Origin of the sequence: Streptomyces sp. NPDC005648 (assembly GCF_040605395.1) — a bacterium.
Classification (GTDB): domain Bacteria; phylum Actinomycetota; class Actinomycetes; order Streptomycetales; family Streptomycetaceae; genus Streptomyces.
In genome coordinates this window covers 1-13,597 of the sequence record NZ_JBEXCS010000153.1, presented here as the reverse complement: position 1 = coordinate 13,597, position 13,597 = coordinate 1, and the positions used below count along the sequence as shown (strand labels likewise).

The 13,597-nt window shown below is 68.4% G+C and carries 13 protein-coding genes and 2 pseudogenes; 9 read left to right on the top strand and 6 right to left on the bottom strand.

Annotated elements, in window-relative coordinates; genetic code table 11:
* From ABZT17_RS43415 to ABZT17_RS43405, 3 genes are all read left to right on the top strand, one after another.
* Positions 1 to 904: acetaldehyde dehydrogenase (acetylating) (locus ABZT17_RS43415; RefSeq protein WP_356357708.1), on the top strand; the 904-nt coding region annotated here is incomplete at its 5' end.
* Positions 901 to 1,926: a 4-hydroxy-2-oxovalerate aldolase gene (gene dmpG / locus ABZT17_RS43410; RefSeq protein WP_356357707.1), complete on the top strand. Its 1,026-nt coding sequence runs from the start codon at positions 901 to 903 to the stop codon at positions 1,924 to 1,926. The genes ABZT17_RS43415 and dmpG, both read left to right, overlap by 4 nt.
* Before the next feature lie 734 nt (positions 1,927 to 2,660).
* Positions 2,661 to 3,773: a hypothetical protein gene (locus tag ABZT17_RS43405; RefSeq protein WP_356357706.1), complete on the top strand. Its 1,113-nt coding sequence runs from the start codon at positions 2,661 to 2,663 to the stop codon at positions 3,771 to 3,773.
* 330 nt (positions 3,774 to 4,103) lie between these two features.
* Here ABZT17_RS43405 and ABZT17_RS43400 read toward each other — a convergent pair whose 3' ends face one another.
* Both ABZT17_RS43400 and ABZT17_RS43395 read right to left on the bottom strand, forming a co-directional pair.
* Positions 4,104 to 4,475, bottom strand: coding sequence for a DoxX family protein (locus ABZT17_RS43400; protein ID WP_356357705.1), 372 nt, complete (start codon positions 4,473 to 4,475; stop codon positions 4,104 to 4,106).
* Positions 4,476 to 4,589: 114 nt separating this feature from the next.
* Positions 4,590 to 5,069: a MarR family transcriptional regulator gene (locus ABZT17_RS43395; RefSeq protein WP_356357704.1), complete on the bottom strand. Its 480-nt coding sequence runs from the start codon at positions 5,067 to 5,069 to the stop codon at positions 4,590 to 4,592.
* Between the two features lie 154 nt (positions 5,070 to 5,223).
* On the opposite strand from ABZT17_RS43395, the gene ribA reads away from it, so the two are divergent.
* From ribA to ABZT17_RS43375, 4 genes are all read left to right on the top strand, one after another.
* Positions 5,224 to 5,895, top strand: a complete 672-nt coding sequence (ribA, locus tag ABZT17_RS43390) for a GTP cyclohydrolase II (RefSeq protein WP_356357703.1) — start codon at positions 5,224 to 5,226, stop codon at positions 5,893 to 5,895.
* 41 nt (positions 5,896 to 5,936) lie between these two features.
* Entirely contained in the window at positions 5,937 to 6,224 is a 288-nt protein-coding gene (locus ABZT17_RS43385; RefSeq protein ID WP_356357702.1) for a DUF2218 domain-containing protein, read from the top strand.
* Entirely contained in the window at positions 6,221 to 7,171 is a 951-nt protein-coding gene (locus ABZT17_RS43380; RefSeq protein ID WP_356357701.1) for an NADP-dependent oxidoreductase, read from the top strand. The genes ABZT17_RS43385 and ABZT17_RS43380 overlap by 4 nt, the downstream gene beginning before the upstream one ends.
* Positions 7,172 to 7,836: 665 nt before the next feature.
* Positions 7,837 to 8,424 carry a Uma2 family endonuclease gene (locus tag ABZT17_RS43375; protein WP_356357700.1) on the top strand — a complete coding sequence of 196 codons (588 nt, stop codon included), beginning with the start codon at positions 7,837 to 7,839 and terminating at the stop codon, positions 8,422 to 8,424.
* Positions 8,425 to 8,822: 398 nt separating this feature from the next.
* On the opposite strand, the pseudogene ABZT17_RS43370 reads toward ABZT17_RS43375, so the two are convergent.
* Together ABZT17_RS43370 and ABZT17_RS43365 are read right to left on the bottom strand one after the other, a co-directional pair.
* Positions 8,823 to 9,222, bottom strand: a pseudogene (locus ABZT17_RS43370) (IS5/IS1182 family transposase); the annotation flags it as partial.
* A complete protein-coding gene (locus tag ABZT17_RS43365) occupies positions 9,223 to 9,354 on the bottom strand; it encodes a hypothetical protein (protein ID WP_356357699.1) in 132 nt (43 codons plus the stop codon).
* Positions 9,355 to 9,399: 45 nt separating this feature from the next.
* Here ABZT17_RS43365 and ABZT17_RS43360 point away from each other — a divergent pair, with 45 nt between their 5' ends.
* Entirely contained in the window at positions 9,400 to 9,663 is a 264-nt protein-coding gene (locus tag ABZT17_RS43360) for a hypothetical protein (RefSeq protein WP_356357698.1), read from the top strand.
* Between the two features lie 345 nt (positions 9,664 to 10,008).
* Here the strand turns inward: ABZT17_RS43360 and ABZT17_RS43355 are convergent, their stop codons facing one another.
* The gene (locus ABZT17_RS43355) at positions 10,009 to 11,538 is read right to left on the bottom strand and encodes a UDP-N-acetylglucosamine 1-carboxyvinyltransferase (RefSeq protein ID WP_356357697.1); all 1,530 of its coding nucleotides are present in this window, start codon (positions 11,536 to 11,538) and stop codon (positions 10,009 to 10,011) included.
* A 64-nt stretch (positions 11,539 to 11,602) separates the two neighbouring features.
* Positions 11,603 to 11,800: a DUF4236 domain-containing protein gene (locus ABZT17_RS43350; RefSeq protein ID WP_356357696.1), complete on the bottom strand. Its 198-nt coding sequence runs from the start codon at positions 11,798 to 11,800 to the stop codon at positions 11,603 to 11,605.
* 252 nt (positions 11,801 to 12,052) lie between these two features.
* Here ABZT17_RS43350 and acnA point away from each other — a divergent pair.
* Positions 12,053 to 13,518: pseudogene (acnA, locus tag ABZT17_RS43345) on the top strand (aconitate hydratase AcnA); the annotation flags it as partial.
* Positions 13,519 to 13,597: the final 79 nt, after the last annotated feature.

Here is a 13,597-nt window from a genome sequence, read left to right as displayed (position 1 = left end):
GGGCAACATAGGCAGCGACCTGATGATCAAGATCCTGCGCCTGTCGGACACGCTGGAGGTCGCCGCCATGGTCGGTATCGACCCGGCCTCCGACGGCCTTGCCCGTGCCGCCCGGTTCAAGGTGCCCACGACCCACGAGGGCGTCGACGGCCTGATCGCCATGGAGCACTTCGACGACATCGAGGTGATCTTCGACGCGACGTCGGCCAAGGCGCACATCGCCAACGCCCACAAGCTCGGGCCGTACCGCAAGAAGCTCATCGACCTCACACCCGCCGCGATCGGCCCGTTCGTGGTGCCTCCGGTCAATCTGGACGCCCAGCTCGACGCGGGCGTGGACAACGTCAACATGGTCACCTGCGGTGGACAGGCCACCATTCCCATGGTCGCGGCCGTCTCCGCCGTCACCGACGTGCACTACGCCGAGATCGTGGCGTCCATCGCCTCCAAGTCGGCCGGCCCCGGCACACGCGCCAACATCGACGAGTTCACCGAGACCACGGCGCACGCGATCGAGTCCGTCGGCGGCGCGGCGCGCGGCAAGGCGGTCATCGTCCTCAACCCGGCCGAACCGCCGCTGATCATGCGGGACACGGTGTTCTGCCTCATCGGCGACGCCGACCAGGACGCCATCCGCACCTCCGTCAAGGAGATGGCCGAACAGGTCGCCCAGTACGTGCCCGGCTACCGCCTGAAGCAGGAGGTGCAGTTCACTCCGGTGGACGCTGCCGAGCCGGTGCACACGCTCGTCCCGCAGGGAGTCGGTCCGGTCACCACCCGGGTGTCGGTCTTCCTCGAAGTCGAGGGCGCCGCCCACTACCTCCCGGCCTACGCCGGGAATCTCGACATCATGACGTCGGCCGCCCTGCGCGTCGCCGAGTCCTTCGCGGAGGCCAAGCGATGAACCGCAAGATCTACATCCAGGACGTCACCCTGCGGGACGGCATGCACGCCATCCGGCACCGCATCGATCCCGCCGACGTCGGCCGTATCGCCGCCGCCCTGGACGCGGCCGGCGTCGACGCCATCGAGGTCGCCCACGGCGACGGCCTCGCCGGCGGCTCGCTCAACTACGGCCCGGGCAGCCACACCGACTGGGAGTGGATCGAGGCGGCCGCGGACGCGATCGACAACGCCGTCCTGACCACCCTCCTCCTGCCCGGCATCGGCACCATCGCCGAACTGGAACGCGCCCACGCCCTCGGCGTCCGCTCGGTCCGCATCGCCACCCACTGCACCGAGGCCGACATCTCCGCCCAGCACATCGCCAAGGCCCGCGAGCTCGGCATGGACGTCTCCGGCTTCCTGATGATGAGCCACATGGCCGAGGCACCCCAACTCGCCGCACAGGCCAAGCTGATGGAGTCCTACGGCGCCCACTGCGTATACGTCACCGACTCCGGCGGCCGCCTCACCCTGGACGGAGTGCGCGAGCGCGTCCGCGCCTACCGGGACGTGCTCGACGAGACCACCGAGATCGGCATCCACGCGCACGAGAACCTCTCGCTGTCCGTCGCCAACAGCGTCATCGCCGTCGAGGAGGGGGTCACCCGGGTCGACGCCTCCCTCGCCGGACAGGGTGCCGGCGCCGGCAACTGCCCCATCGAAGCCTTCATCGCGGTGGCCAACCTCCAGGACTGGAAGCACGGCTGCGACCTGTTCGCGCTCCAGGACGCCGCCGACGACCTGGTACGTCCCCTGCGCGACCGCCCTGTCCAGGTCGACCGCGAGACGCTCACCCTGGGCTACGGCGGCGTGTACTCCTCCTTCCTGCGCCACGCGGAGATCGCCGCCCAGCGCTACGGCGTGGATGCCCGCGAGCTGTTGCTCGAGGTGGGCCGGCGCGGCCTGGTCGGCGGCCAGGAGGACATGATCGTGGACATAGCACTCGACCTGCTCGCGGCCCGGTCCACGCGGGGCGCCTGACCAGAGGTATCGGTATACGCCATGTAGTTGCGGGTGCTGCAGAACCCCATTCCTCGCGGGGTGATCGACCGTGGGTGCCAGAATCGAAGCGGGACGGAGTCACCTGCGCTCGAGGCATTTCACGTCGGATGAATCAAGACGCCTCGAGGTGGGCGCGGTACCGTCTCGTCAACCACGACCTTGAACGGTTCAGGGAAACTGATCCATTCGGTCTGGCCGAGGCGGTTCCGCGCCGCAGTGTCGCTGGTTGCTTGGGTGGCGATCAGTGTGATCGAACTGCTCGACCATGCTCAGGCCCTGCAATCCGCCGGAGTCCTCGTGCTCCAGCCTGAGCTGTCGATCAAGACGTTGTGCTGACCACGACGTCGTGGAAGCACACCGGACGGGTATACAGCGCGCCGCTCGGCATGCCCGCTCCCGCCGACGCACTGGCGCCTCTTGGCGAGACAGGCACCCCCAGTGGGACCGGCTGGACCCGTCTGCCACCATCACGCAACAGTTCAACACCAGGGCCTCTCGATTCTCGCTGGATTCGACAACCGGGAGTTACCAAGAGGCCTTTCGGCCATGCCTCCCATCGCTCAATGAGCGCATAGAGAAAAGGCAGTTGGCCGGAGTGAACCGACAGACAGTACCGGCCCCGTTGGAGTTGGGCGATCCGTGTGAAGGACGTCTCTGAAGCAGCCGTGGCGTGCGGGCATCGACTATGAGAAGACCCAATTCCTAGCGCACGTATGAAGCCGCACGCAAAAAGGGTCGACGCGCTGACAGAGGAGGCGGAAGCGCTCGCCCAAGAACACATCGAGGTCCAGCGGCTCCTGGACGAGGCGAAGGAGAACGAGGGAAAGGCACGTCAGTCTGCCGAACGCCTCCAGGACAGGCTGGAACAGGCCACGGGACCCAAGACGGCACTGGAATCCGAGCCACGGCTGACTGAGCTCCTCGACGGCGAACGAGTCGACCTCGACCAGGACGCGCACCTCCTGGTCGAGCGTCTTGCCGGAGCGATCGCCGAAGCCGAACGGGAACACGTTGCGCTGCGGATCGAGGACGCCCGTGACGATCATGCCCGGCTTGCCCTGGCCGATGGGCGGCTGCTGCCTCCGCCGGCCGTCGTGACCGAAGCCTGCCGGATCCTGAGGGACCGGCAGATCGACGCCTGGCCGGGCTGGGAACGTCTTGCGGACTACCCCCAGCGCAAGCGCGAGGAGTTCACAGCCAGGGCTCCCCATCTCGTCAGCGGGGTCCTGCTGAACTCTGGTGGTGATGTGAGTGAGGCCCGTGACATCCTCGCCGCGCTGACACCCCAGCCCACCGCTTACGTTGCCGTGGGCACCAGCGAGGCACTCGAATCCCTACAGGCCGGGCAACCGAACGGCGTCGCGTTCACTCTCCCCTTCCATCCCGCGCTGTACGACCACGCCGCAGCCGAAACCGAACACCGGGCCGTTGAGGAGCGGTGCTCCCAACGTATACAGCGCCTCGCCGAGGTCGTGGCCTCCAAACGCAGGGACGAGGCACTCAGGCACCGGATCGCCACATGGCGGGAGAGCTACCCGCCTGGTCCCTTGCAGCCCTGTCCGAAACAGCTGCTGTGGCCGCCAGACTCGACGACATCGCCCAACGACTGGCCCAGATCCCGGGATGGTCGGACCTGGCCCGTGCCGCCGAAGTACGACGAGATCAGCAGAACGAAGCGGCTGACCAAGCCCTGCGACGCGGACATGGACGGCCTGAAAGGCCTTATTCATTCAGCCTTTCGACTGAATGTGCAGGGGAATTCCCCATCGGGGAATTCGTTGGGTGGCTTATGTCGGCCCCCGTTGGGGGCCTTGTTTTGGGTGTGACCGTCGCGCCGCGTCTTGCGTCCGTCACCGGTGACGCCGGCGGCAGCCTCGTCGACCACCTGTCCCAGGTGGGCCGTGAGCAGTTCGTCGCACCGTGCCCGCCGCGATGATCGCGCCCAGGCCGGTCGCGTCGAGCAGGGCGACGAGCCCGCTGGAGTGCAGGGAGGCCGATGACGTTGGTCAGCTCCGGAGGCGTTCGCGTCGCGATCTCGGCGGCACCGTCGCCGGCGCGGACGACCCCGATGCCGGTTGTGCGGTGCGCCGGTATCGGTTCCGGCAGCATGCGGACCAGTGCGGCCTGCGGCCCCGCCCCGGGGTCGGCGGCGCGGATCAGAACGCGTACGGGCCGAAGCGACCCCAGGCAACCAGCGCGAGCAGGGCTATGTAGATCAGGTTCACGGCGGCCAGGGGGGTCTCGGAGCGGCGCAGATGCACCACGGAACCGCCGCCGGCGAGCGCGATCCCGCCGAGTGCCGCCCACGGGACCAGTACCGGAGCGATGTCGGTGGCACCCGGCAGGATCAGCCCGAGGCCGACCAGCGCGTCCAGGGCGCCGATCGCCTTCACGGCCGGGTCGGAGAACTGCTCGACCCAGCCGAAGGTGGAGGCGAGCTTCTTCTTGTCGGTGAAGATCTTCATCGCGCCCACGGCCAGGAATGCGGCGGTGAGCAGGGACTGAACAATCCACAAAAAAACGTTCACAGAGCACTCCGGCGAGAGGCAGGGAGAAGGGTGTTCAAATTTGAACATGCGCAAGGTAGCACAGTGTTCAGATTTGAACTATCAACTCCCGGCCGCCTCGGCCGGACATCAGGACTACCGCGTCACAGAGGGGGCTCCCTCGCCCCGTGCACGGCGGGCGACCTCGTTCAGGCCGTCGGCCAGAACGGCGAGCTGTTCCGGAGTGAAGGCTTCGAGGAAGACCTCCCGCACGGTTGCGATGTGCCCTGGGGCTGCCTGCTCCAGCATGCGCCGGCCATCGTCGGTGAGAACCGCGTAGACCGCACGCGGATCACCGGAGCACCCGCGCCGCCGCACCAGACCGGCCTTCTCCAACTGGGCGATCTGGTATGTCAGTCCGCTCTTGGTGGTGTGGAGCGTCTCGGCGAGCGCGCCCATGCGCATCTCGCGGTCCGGGGCGGAGTCGAGGCGGACGAGGACCACGTACTGCAGGTGGGTGATCCCCGAATCCTCCTTGAGCTGCTGATCCAGTCGCCGATCCAGCGACACCGCGGCACCCACGAAGGCGTACCAGGCTCGCGCCTCATGCTCGTTCAACAACCCAGGCTCCGTCATGCACCCACGCTACCTCGCCAGTTCAAATTCGAATCAGTGTGACCGAGGCCACACCGGGCCGTCTGTTTCAAATTTGAAGCAAGCGGGGTATGGTCCAGGATGTCGCTTCAAATTTGAACTTGCACTCGCTTCGCATCATTCCCCAGGAGCAGCCATGGACACCACGCCTTCCGCCGCGCACACCCTGCTCGCCGACGCCTCGGTGCGCTCCCGGGTGACCATCCCGCTGCGCTTCGCCGACGGCTACGAGGTCACCGCCGAGGCGGTCACCTTCCACGGACTGGCCGACGGCAAGGAACACGTCGCGCTGATCCTGGGCGACCCCACGGCTGCCACGGCGCCGTTGGTGCGGATGCACTCCGAGTGCCTGACGGGCGACGTGTTCGGCTCGGCGCGCTGCGACTGCGGTCCGCAACTGCGCGAGGCGGTCGAGCGCATCGCGGCCACCGGCGGAGTGCTGCTCTACCTGCGCCAGGAGGGCCGCGGCATCGGCCTCTACAACAAGCTGGACGCCTACGCCCTGCAGGACGCGGGCCTGGACACGTACGAGGCCAACACCGCCCTCGGCCTGCCCGAGGACGGCCGCGACTACACCGCCGCCGCGCAGATGCTCGCCGCGCTCGGCCTCGCCGAGCTGGACCTGCTCACCAACAACCCCGACAAGGCACGCCAGTTGCGCGACCTCGGAGTCCGGGTGCGCTTCGTGGAGCCCACCGGCGTCTTCGCCACCGACAGCAACATCCGCTACCTGCACGCCAAGGCCGAGCACACCCACCACACGATCCGGCTGCCCGAGACGGCCGCCTTCGCCACCCTGGCCGGCTGACCCCGCCCCCCCACCCCTCGCTCTCACCCCGGAGTTCCGTCATGCCCACATCCCTCGGCCGCGTCGCCACCGACGCCGCCCCGCGCTACGCCAAGCAACTCGCCTCCCACTTCGGCGGCAAGATCCCCACCGAGGAGACCCGCGACGGCGGGCACCGCCTCACCTTCCAGCAGACCGACGTCCTGCTCGAGCCCGCCGACGATCACCTGCTCATCCGCGTGACCGCACCCGACGCGTCCTCCCTCACCGCCATCGAGAGCGTCGTGGGCAGCCACCTCGAGCGCTTCGGCCGCCGCAACGAACTCACGGTCGTCTGGGAGCAGTCATGAAGGCCGTCGTCATCACCGACTTCGGAGCCGAGCCGCTCCTCACCGATCTGCCCGTTCCGGAACCGGGACCGCGCGAGGTGCTGGTCCGCCTGCGCGCCGCCGCGCTCAACCCCTTCGACTGGAAGGTCGCCGACGGAGCCCTCAAGGGCGCGGTCGAGCACGACTTCCCGCTGGTCATGGGCTCCGACGGCGCCGGCGTCGTCGAGCGCCTCGGAGCCGGGGTGAACCTGTTCCGGCTGGGCGACACCGTCTACGGCCAGTTCATGAACGTGGCCCGCGGACGCGGCTCCTACGCCGAGTACGCCCTGGTCTCCGAGGACGGCAAGATCGCCCGCATGCCGGACGACCTGCCGTTCACCGTCGCCGCCGCCCTGCCCACCGCGAGCGCCACCGCCTACCAGGCCATCGAGGCCGCCCGCCTCGACACCGGGCAGGTCGTCCTCGTCAATGGCGCCTCCGGAGGCGTCGGCCAGTCCGCGATCCAGTTCGCCGCCCACCAGGGAGCCCGGGTGCTGGCCACCGCCGCCCCCGACGTCGCCGCCCGTCTGCGCGACCTCGGCGCCCACGAGACCCTGGACTTCACCGCAGCGCCGGTCGCCGAGCAGGTACTCGCCACCCACCCCGAGGGCATCGACGCCGTCCTCGACCTCGTCAGCCACCCGGGCGACGACGGCACAGCCGCCCTCGCGGCCCTGCTCAAGCCCGGCGGCAGACTGATCAGCACCAACCACGCCGCCGACGTCGAGGTGCTGGCGGCCCGCGAGATCCACGGCGTCAATCTCGCCAACAACCCCAGCCGGGCCGAACTGGAGGCACTCGCCGACCTCGCCGCCGCCGGAAAGCTCCGCATCACCGTCGACAGCGAGATCCCCCTGGCCGAGGCCCCGGCCGCCGTGGCCCGCGCCCGCTCCGGCCACTCCCGCGGCAAGACAGTCATCCTGCCCTGACCGGCAGATGGAGGCACCGCTCACCATCGCTGCACAAACGTTGCTTCGCCCCGTGCCCTGCGGACGGGGCGAAGCTGTTCGCGGACGAAGTGGGCGCGGGTTACGGAGCCTCGTCGGCCGGCTGGTCCCGTGGCAGGGCCCTATGGCCGTCGGCATCGAACGGCCACGGACAGGCGTAGCCATCCACCTTCGTCGAGCTCCTGCTCCCGGCGCTCGGATTCCGCAGGGCGGTGTTCGAGGCCCCGCAGCAGCAGACCCGGGCGCGATTCCAGCGTCCATCGCGCTCCGTCGCTGTACGAGTGGGAGTAACAGCTCTCGGCGGGTGCACCCTGAGCCAGGCGGCCGTTGAACTCCTCGTCGTACTTGGGCAGCCGGATCCACGGATTGCGCTCTTGCCGGCGGAGCTCTTTCGGGGTCGGCTCATGCGGGACTTTGGTCGTCTTCTCGGTGGGGGCTGGATGGCAGACCGGCATGGTGGTGGCTGGGGGAGCGGTACGGGTGACAGGCGAACCGTGACACGGGTGTGGCACGCGGTTCGCCCTGGCAGGGGTTGCCTCTGGGGGCCGCCTGGTGGCGGCATCGAATACGCTGTCACCGTCACGTAGCCGCAGCCAGTGCTCCGGTTCAAGGCCCTTGACGATCTCCGAAGGCCCGTGGAGGAAGCCGTGACCGCCGAACTGCCCGACTGGATGATCCCGCCCCGGCCCAGTGGCTGGGAGGCGGACGACCTCGACAACCTTCCCGAAGCGCCGCGGCACACGGAGCTTATCGACGGAGCCCTGATCTTCATGATGTCGCCGCAGCGTTCCTGGCATTCCAGGCTGGTGGAGAACCTCACCTTCGCCCTGCGACAGGCAGTTCCTGAGGGCTTCGAGGCCGAGCGGGAGATGACCGTTCGCCTCGACCGGAAGAGCCGCCCCGAGCCCGACATTCTGGTCTCCACCACCGCATTCGATCCTGACCGCACCTGGTACGCACCCGAGGATGTCGCCCTGGTCGTCGAAGTCGTCTCAGAGGAGTCGGCGGACCGTGACCGATCCCTGAAGCCCTTCAAGTATGCCAAGGCCGCGATCGCGCACTTCTGGCGCGTCGAGGACGAGGCCGGTGCCCCTACCGTCCACACCTACGAGCTCGATGTGATGACCAGTACCTACGTGGCGACCGGGATCCACCGTGGTCGGCTCAAGGTGTCCGTCCCGTTCCCCGTCGACATCGATCTCGACGCCCTCGTGCCGGGAGCCAGCCGCGGTTGAGGGCGGGACTCATGTCGGCGCTTCCTGTCGGCCGTGACGCTCGTTTCACGCTCGTGGCCCCTGAAAGCCCGTCCGCCGGATGGGAAAGCTGCGCTTGACCTGCAGCTCTTGTCGGCCCTGTCCAGGCTGACACCTTTCCGATGACCTCGCACGTGGAGTGCGTGGCCATTCTTGAGCCTGCGGACAAGGACGCCTTACCCGCGGGTTTGTTCTCGGTCGTCGAAACGGAGCAGCACCCGAAGCGGGGGCGTTTCCACAGCGCAGCCGCACCGTTTCTGCGAGCCGGGCGGAGCCGGCCGAGGCAGAGATTGGGCTTCGGCATGCCGAAGGTCGGGCGATGCCCCACCGGGCCGCCTTGAGGACGCCCGACTTCAGCCGCGGCGTCCGGCCGCCCAGGCGAGCCGGGTGTCGGCATCGATCACGACCTGGTGGTTGGTCGAGTACCGGTAATGCTCCGGCTGCTCGGCAGCGCTGTGATCGACCGTGGGGACCAGGGTGCCGTTTCACGACCAGCACGGTGTCCTTGCGGAACCGCATGCGCCGCTGGACGGCGAGCGCAGGCCCGAGGTGGTCGATGATGCGGTCGGCTGCGGACTTGGGCACCCCGGACAGCGGTGCCGGCTGGTGCGGGGTCAGGTCAGTCCGCCGGTACGCGGCGACCAGCAGCACGCGGCCCTCGAGCGGCAGCCTCCACGGCTGGCCCTTGCGCACCGGATCCGCACCCTCGCGCCGCAACGCGGTGATCAGCTTGCCGAACTGGCGCGGGCTCAGCCCGATGAACGGGGCGGCTTCTCGCAGTCAGCGGCGATGCCACGGCAGCGCCGCCGGGTAGGCGTCCTCCTCGCCGGCCTGCTTGAGGGAGGCGACCACGGTGGCGGTGATGGTGGCGAGTTGCTCCACCTGTTCGGGGCTGAGGGCGTCGAACACCACGCGGCGTACGGCAGCAACGTGGCCGGGTCTCCGCAGGAGGTCCCCATGTCCGGTTCCGTCCCCGAAGCCGTATCGTCCGCCCCGCCCGCGCCGCGCTCCCGCGGCCTGACCGTGGTCGCGGGGCTTCTCGCGGCGGCTGTCGTGGCCGTCCTCGGAAACGTGGTGGTCGCGCTGCTCGCCCGCGCGGCGGGGGCGTCGGGCGATTTCGCTCCGCTGCACCTCTCCGCGTACGGGCTGCTGACGGTGTTCGGTGTCGTCCTCGGCGCCATAGCCGCGCCCGGGTCGGCGTCGCCGACGCCGCGATCATGACGTGCTGCACGACGCTGATCGGCGACTACTACAGCGGTCACCGGCGGGTGACCCCGTGGGGGGCTGAGCAGTGTAGGCCGGATCGTCGGCCGTGACGCTCGTTTGACGCTCCGAGCTCCTCACGCGATCTTTGCCGGGCCAGGAAATGACCTCTGACCTATTGGTTCTCTTACTCACGCGCAGGCCGAAATTTTCCCGATGACGCAGCATGTTGAGGACGCAGCCAGCCGGAGCTTTCGGTCCGGCCAAAAGTCCCAGAAAAGTCCCAGAGGCACCGCCACCCCCTCTCCCGCCTCGCGTTCATGCAGGTCAGGAGGGGTGTGGCGGCGCTTCTTCTGAAGGCCGTCAGATGTCCCGGAAGATCTCGATCTGCGCCCCCACCGAGTTCAGCCGCTCGGCCAGATCCTCGTAACCCCGGTTGATGACGTACACGTTGCGCAGCACGGACGTGCCCTCGGCCGCCATCATCGCCAGCAGGACGACCACGGCCGGGCGCAGGGCCGGCGGGCACATCATCTCCGCGGCCCGCCAGCGGGTCGGGCCCTCGACCAGCACCCGGTGCGGGTCGAGGAGCTGGAGGCGCCCGCCGAGGCGGTTGAGATCGGTCAGATAGATCGCCCGGTTGTCGTAGACCCAGTCGTGGATGAGGGTCTTGCCCTGGGCGACGGCGGCGATCGCCGCGAAAAACGGCACGTTGTCGATGTTCAGGCCCGGGAAGGGCATGGGGTGGATCTTGTCGATCGGGGCTTCGAGCTTGGAGGGGCGGACGGTCAGGTCCACCAGTCGCGTACGGCCGTTGTCCGCGACGTACTCGGGCGTACGGTCGTGGTCGAGCCCCATCTCCTCCAGGACCGCCAGCTCGATCTCCAGGAACTCGATCGGCACCCGGCGCACCGTCAGCTCCGACTCCGTGACCACCGCGGCCGCGAGCAGGCTCATCGCCTCGACCGGGTCCTCGGAGGGGGAGTAGTCGACGTCGGCGTCGATGTCCGGCACGCCGTGCACGGTGAGGGTCGTGGTGCCGATGCCCTCGACCCGTACGCCCAGGTTCTCCAGGAAGAAGCAGAGGTCCTGGACCATGTAGTTGGAGGACGCGTTGCGGATGACGGTGACACCGTCGTGGCGGGCGGCGGCCAGCAGCGCGTTCTCGGTGACGGTGTCCCCGCGCTCGGTCAGCACGATCGGCCGGTCGGGCCGGACCGCCCGGTCCACCTGGGCGTGGTACTGGCCCTCGGTGGCGGCGATGTCCAGCCCGAAGCGGCGCAGCGCAATCATGTGCGGCTCGATCGTCCGCGTTCCCAGGTCGCAGCCGCCCGCGTACGGCAGCTTGAAGTGGTCCATACGGTGCAGCAGCGGACCCAGGAACATGATGATGGAGCGGGTGCGGACGGCCGCGTCGGCGTCGATGGAGCCCATGTCCAGCTCCGCCGGCGGCACGATCTCCAGGTCGACGCCCTCGTTGATCCACCGGGTCTTCACACCGATGGAGTTCAGGACCTCCAGGAGCCGGTAGACCTCCTCGATCCGCGCCACCCGGCGCAGCACGGTGCGGCCCTTGTTGAGCAGGGAGGCGCACAGCAGCGCGACACACGCGTTCTTGCTCGTCTTGACGTCGATGGCACCGGACAGCCGGCGTCCCCCGACGACGCGCAGATGCATCGGACCCGCGTAGCCCAGAGAGACGATCTCGCTCTCCAGGGCTTCACCGATTCGAGCGATCATCTCAAGGCTGATGTTCTGATTGCCGCGCTCGATGCGGTTGACAGCGCTCTGACTTGTGCCGAGCGCCTCCGCGAGCTGCGCCTGTGACCAGCCACGGTGCTGCCTGGCGTCACGGATGAGCTTGCCGATGCGTACGAGGTAGTCGTCTGCCATGAGGTTGAGGCTATCTCAGATATGAGATGGGACATCTCAGGTGGTCCATTCGGGTGACGCCCCGTCAACGCCGCCTCTCCGTGCGGGTGCGCCGCCAGCCGAAGGGTCCGGGCAAATCCATCGATGTCGTACGACGTCCGGAACTGCTGTGGGTGTGTCGCGGCCCGTGTCGGCCGCCGGTGGTGATGGACCACGAGCGTCGATTGATGTTCAGTCGCACTCCGGGCAGGATCCGGAAACTCTTGCGGAACGTGAGGGGCATCGAGCCTCCTTCCGAGAGGTACTGGTTCCCGGTCGGATACCCCGTTCGTGGAAGACGTCACAAACGGAGGCCGGACATGACCAGTCCGCCCCCGTGTACTAGAGTTATCTCGACATCGAGATATCTGCCGAGGCGCACCGCGGCCGCCACCCTGGTTAGGGTCACCTAACTTAGCCTTACCTGAGCGGATCGGCCAAGTCGTCGTGGCGGCAGGATGCGGTGGGAACGCGCACATCAATGAAGGAGACTGTCGTGTCGGCGAACAGCTTCGACGCCCGCAGCACGCTGCAGGTGGGCGACGAGTCGTACGAGATCTTCCGGCTGGACAAGGTGGAAGGCTCGGCTCGCCTTCCGTACAGCCTCAAGGTTCTGCTGGAGAACCTGCTCCGTACCGAGGACGGCGCGAACATCACCGCCGACCACATCCGCGCCCTCGGCAACTGGGACTCGCAGTCCCAGCCGTCGCAGGAGATCCAGTTCACGCCCGCCCGCGTGATCATGCAGGACTTCACCGGCGTCCCCTGTGTCGTCGACCTCGCCACCATGCGGGAGGCCGTCGCGGCGCTCGGCGGCGACCCGGCGAAGATCAACCCGCTCTCCCCGGCCGAGATGGTCATCGACCACTCCGTCATCGCCGACAAGTTCGGCACCAACGACGCCTTCGCGCAGAACGTCGAGCTGGAGTACGGCCGCAACCGCGAGCGCTACCAGTTCCTGCGCTGGGGCCAGACCGCGTTCGACGACTTCAAGGTCGTCCCGCCGGGCACCGGCATCGTCCACCAGGTCAACATCGAGCACCTGGCGCGCACGGTCATGGTCCGAGGCGGCCAGGCCTACCCCGACACCCTTGTCGGCACCGACTCGCACACCACCATGGTCAACGGCCTCGGTGTGCTGGGCTGGGGCGTCGGCGGCATCGAGGCCGAGGCCGCGATGCTCGGCCAGCCGGTCTCCATGCTCATCCCGCGCGTCGTCGGGTTCAAGCTCACCGGCGAGCTGCCCACCGGCACCACAGCCACCGACCTCGTGCTGACCATCACCGAGATGCTCCGCAAGCACGGCGTCGTCGGCAAGTTCGTCGAGTTCTACGGCGAGGGCGTGGCCGCCACCTCCCTCGCCAACCGCGCCACCATCGGCAACATGTCGCCGGAGTTCGGCTCCACCGCGGCGATCTTCCCGATCGACGGCGAGACCCTGAACTACCTGCGCCTGACCGGCCGCTCCGACCAGCAGGTCGCGCTCGTCGAGGCCTACGCCAAGGAGCAGGGCCTCTGGCTGGACCCGAAGGCCGAGCCGGACTTCTCCGAGAAGCTGGAGCTCGACCTCTCGACGGTCGTCCCGTCCATCGCCGGCCCGAAGCGCCCGCAGGACCGTATCGTCCTCGCGAACGCCGCCGAGCAGTTCAAGGCCGACGTACGCAACTACGTCGACGTCGTCGACGAGGCCGGCCAGGAGTCCTTCCCGGCCTCCGACGCCCCGGCCGTCGCCCCGAACGGCGCCCCGTCCAACCCGGTCACCGTCACCGCCCCCGACGGCTCGACCTACGAGATCGACCACGGTGCGGTGACGGTCGCGGCCATCACCTCCTGCACCAACACCTCGAACCCGTACGTCATGGTCGCCGCCGCGCTGGTGGCCAAGAAGGCCGTGGAGAAGGGCCTGACCCGCAAGCCGTGGGTAAGACCACCCTCGCCCCGGGCTCGAAGGTCGTCACCGACTCCGAGATCCCTCGGCCTGCCGGTATCGGTCGGCGTGGTCGAGATAGCCGCCCCGGCGGAAGTTGGCGCCGGTCCAGGC